This window comes from Pseudomonas sp. 34 E 7 (assembly GCF_900005715.1).
GTDB lineage: Bacteria > Pseudomonadota > Gammaproteobacteria > Pseudomonadales > Pseudomonadaceae > Aquipseudomonas > Aquipseudomonas orientalis_A.
On the sequence record NZ_CVTX01000034.1, the window covers coordinates 1 to 1,747 of the forward strand.

3 protein-coding genes are annotated in these 1,747 nt (G+C 60.4%); all 3 read left to right on the forward strand.

The window, feature by feature from the left end:
• Positions 1-95 (forward strand): helix-turn-helix domain-containing protein (locus BFP96_RS29915; RefSeq protein WP_139113302.1); only part of this gene is annotated, 95 nt, incomplete at its 5' end.
• Between the two features lie 273 nt (positions 96-368).
• Positions 369-698, forward strand: coding sequence for a flagellar hook-basal body complex protein FliE (gene fliE / locus BFP96_RS01060; protein WP_065884546.1), 330 nt, complete (start codon positions 369-371; stop codon positions 696-698).
• A gap of 16 nt (positions 699-714) precedes the next feature.
• Positions 715-1,747 (forward strand): flagellar basal-body MS-ring/collar protein FliF (fliF, locus tag BFP96_RS01065; protein ID WP_065935415.1); only part of this gene is annotated, 1,033 nt, incomplete at its 3' end.

The following is a 1,747-nucleotide window of genomic DNA, read 5'->3' on the forward strand; positions in this document are numbered from 1 at the left end:
AGCGCCTCGGCATCAGCCCGCGCACCCTGCGCTACAAGCTGGCGCAGATGCGCGACGCCGGGATGGACGTGGAAGCATACCTGTTCGCCACCTGACTTCGCGGCAATGCCGTTTGTAGGAGCGAGCTTGCTCGCGAAGCACTCATGGACGCCGCGTACATCCAGGAAGCACGCGTTATCGTTGACGTTTTTCGCGAGCAAGAACTAGGCGTCCCCCTCGCTCCTACAAAAAAACCGTGCAGTAACAAGGTCGACAAGCTTTGTCGCCTTTTCTTACGAGTCGCAACGAAGCTGGCACCCTTGTTGCACCTCCCCCTGGTAACCGCTGCGTAGTGTCAAAAAATTGCGGGTCGTCGGAGAGAGAAGTTCATGAGCCAGGGTATTGAGTTCAATCGGTTGATGTTGGATATGCGCTCCATGCAAATGGATGCCATGGCTCAACCGAAATCCGTCGCGCCAGCGCCGGAATTGGGCCAAAGCAGTTTTGCCGACATGCTCGGTCAGGCAATCAATAAAGTCAGTGATACCCAGCAGGCGTCCAGCCAGTTGTCGACGGCGTTCGAGATCGGTAAAAGCGGCGTGGACCTCACCGATGTGATGGTCGCCTCGCAAAAGGCCAGTGTGTCCTTCCAGGCCTTGACCCAAGTGCGTAACAAGCTGGTCCAGGCTTATCAAGACATCATGCAGATGCCGGTTTAAGGGCGAGATTTAACTCATGGCAGAAGCAATCGACAACGTACCCGCCAAGACAGACGGCAAACCGCCGCTGTTTGGCCTGTCGTTCCTGGAAAATCTCTCCGAAATGACCATGTTGCGTCAGGTGGGCCTGTTGGTCGGCCTGGCTGCCAGCGTGGCGATTGGTTTTGCCGTGGTGTTGTGGTCGCAGCAACCTGATTACCGGCCGCTGTACGGCAGCCTGGCGGGCATGGATTCCAAGCAGATCATGGAAACCCTCGCCGCCGCCGACATCGCCTACACCGTTGAGCCCAACTCCGGCGCCCTGCTGGTCAAGGCCGATGACGTGGCGCGTGCGCGGATGAAACTGGCCGCCGCCGGCGTGACGCCGTCCGACAGCAATATCGGTTTTGAAATCCTCGACAAGGACCAGGGCCTGGGCACCAGCCAGTTCATGGAAGCCACCCGCTACCGTCGCGGCCTGGAAGGCGAACTGGCGCGTACCATCTCCAGCCTGAATAACGTCAAGGGTGCCCGTGTGCACCTGGCGATTCCGAAAAGCTCGGTGTTCGTGCGTGACGAGCGCAAGCCCAGCGCTTCGGTGCTGGTCGAGCTGTTTTCCGGTCGTTCCCTGGAGCCCGGCCAGGTGCTGGCAATTATCAACCTGGTGGCCACCAGCGTTCCCGAACTGAGCAAGTCGCAGATCACGGTGGTCGACCAGAAGGGCAACCTGCTCTCCGACATGGCCGAAAACTCCGCGCTGACCCAGGCCGGCAAGCAGTTCGATTACAGCCGCCGCATGGAAAGCATGCTGACCCAGCGCGTGCACAACATCCTGCAACCGGTATTGGGCAACGACCGCTACAAGGCTGAAGTGTCCGCCGACGTGGATTTCAGCGCCGTAGAGTCGACATCCGAGCAATTCAACCCGGACCAGCCCGCCCTGCGCAGCGAGCAGTCCACCAGCGAACAACGCACCGCCAGCAATGGTCCGCAAGGCGTGCCGGGTGCCCTGAGCAACCAGCCGCCGTCCCCGGCGTCGGCCCCGCAAACCACCGGTGGCGCCGCTGCCA

Excerpts from the sequence above, each read along its gene's own strand:
- fliE (WP_065884546.1), top strand. The coding sequence starts at position 369 with ATGAGCCAGGGTATTGAGTTCAATCGGTTGATGTTGGATATGCGCTCC.